This window comes from Neobacillus drentensis (assembly GCF_036965645.1).
GTDB classification, from domain to species: Bacteria; Bacillota; Bacilli; order Bacillales; family Cytobacillaceae; genus Neobacillus; species Neobacillus drentensis_D.
Window position 1 is genome coordinate 1 of sequence record NZ_JBALPZ010000291.1, and the last position, 1,546, is coordinate 1,546.

General features: G+C 39.9%; 1 protein-coding gene. It reads left to right on the top strand.

Going from position 1 to position 1,546, the window contains the following annotated elements; all coding sequences use genetic code 11:
• Positions 1–245: 245 nt before the first annotated feature.
• The coding region (locus V7266_RS30500; RefSeq protein ID WP_335473020.1) for an MFS transporter at positions 246–1,546 on the top strand (1,301 nt) is incomplete at its 3' end.

Below are 1,546 nucleotides of genomic sequence, written 5' to 3' on the forward strand. Positions count from 1 at the left end.
ATATTAATAATTCTTGAAAAATATTTCCGTTAAGATTATAATCACTTTTAGATAAACAAGTTAACTATTAGTGGAAATCTTCGCTATAATTTGCAAACGTATTCATTACTCTGCCATACTCACAGATTGGAGGAAATGTATCGATAATTATTACTATTGCTATGGGGATTAAATAAATTAGATGGTTTTTTCACTAACTGAGCAGTTGATTATAACGGGGAACAAACAAAGGGGAGGAGTTTCAAATGAGGAAAGTAAATGTCAATACCTTAATTGATAACCAAAAATTTAACCGCTTTCATTTAATTTTGATCATAAGCTGTTTGTTTATCATTATCTGTGATGGTTACGACATGTTTATGTTAGGAGCTATTTTGCCATCGTTAATGCAGGATTGGGGAATTAATCCTGTTGAAGCGGGCAAATTGAGTAGTTATGCCCTGTTTGGCATGATGCTCGGGGCCTTGATTTTTGGTCCCCTAGCTGACAGGATGGGCAGGAAGAACGTAATCCTGGTTTGCTGTGCTATCTTCACCATTTTCACCTTCACTTCAGGATTTTCGAATGGACCTGCGGCTTTTGGTTTTCAAAGATTTCTTGCTGGACTAGGACTTGGCGGGGTCATGCCAAACCTGATTGCACTAGTGACAGAATATGCCCCAAAGAAATTTCGGAGCACGCTTGTTTCTATAATGTTCAGCGGACATGCCGCCGGCGGTGTTGCAGCTTCTTTAGGAGCACTCTATCTTTTACCTCTATATAGCTGGCGTGCAGTCGTATGGGTTGCTGCCATTCCGGTTTTATTCATCCCAGTTCTTTATAAAACACTTCCGGAATCGTTTGGATATTATATTTTGAAAAATAAAAAGGATAAATTAGCCCAGCTGCTTAATCGAATTGATGGCGACAGCCAGTATAGCTCTACAGATGAGTTTATTTCAGAAATAGCTAGTAAGGATTCTACGTTTACTGTTCGAAAATTATTTAGTGAAAAGCGTGCGTTTAGTACCATCATGTTTTGGGTTGCGGCATTCATGTGTTTACTTGTTATGTACGGCCTCAGTACTTGGCTTCCGAAACTCATGCAAGCATCTGGCTTCCCCATTGGGTCAAGCTTGACTTTCTTAATTACATTAAATGTTGGGGCTATTGTTGGGGCAATCTTTGGAGGAAAACTTGCCGACCGCTTTGGCTCAAGGCTTGTCTTACTATCCTTTTTTATTACAGGATTTTTGGCATTAACCCTTTTAAGCTTCAAGCCAAACATGTTCTTGTTATACGTGCTGCTCTTCATTGCGGGAGGAGCTACAACAGGCACACAAATTATTATGAATGCCTATGTGTCCCAATACTATCCTAATGAAATAAGATCAACAGGAGTAGGCTGGGAGCTTGGAATTGGCCGGATTGGCGGAATCCTTGGACCAACCTTAGGAGGAATCCTGTTAAATTCACAGCTTCCCCTTCAAGTAAATTTCTTAGCATTTGCCATACCATGCATCATCTCAGCCATAGCCATCCTGCTCGTACGTGAAAAGTATAGTTC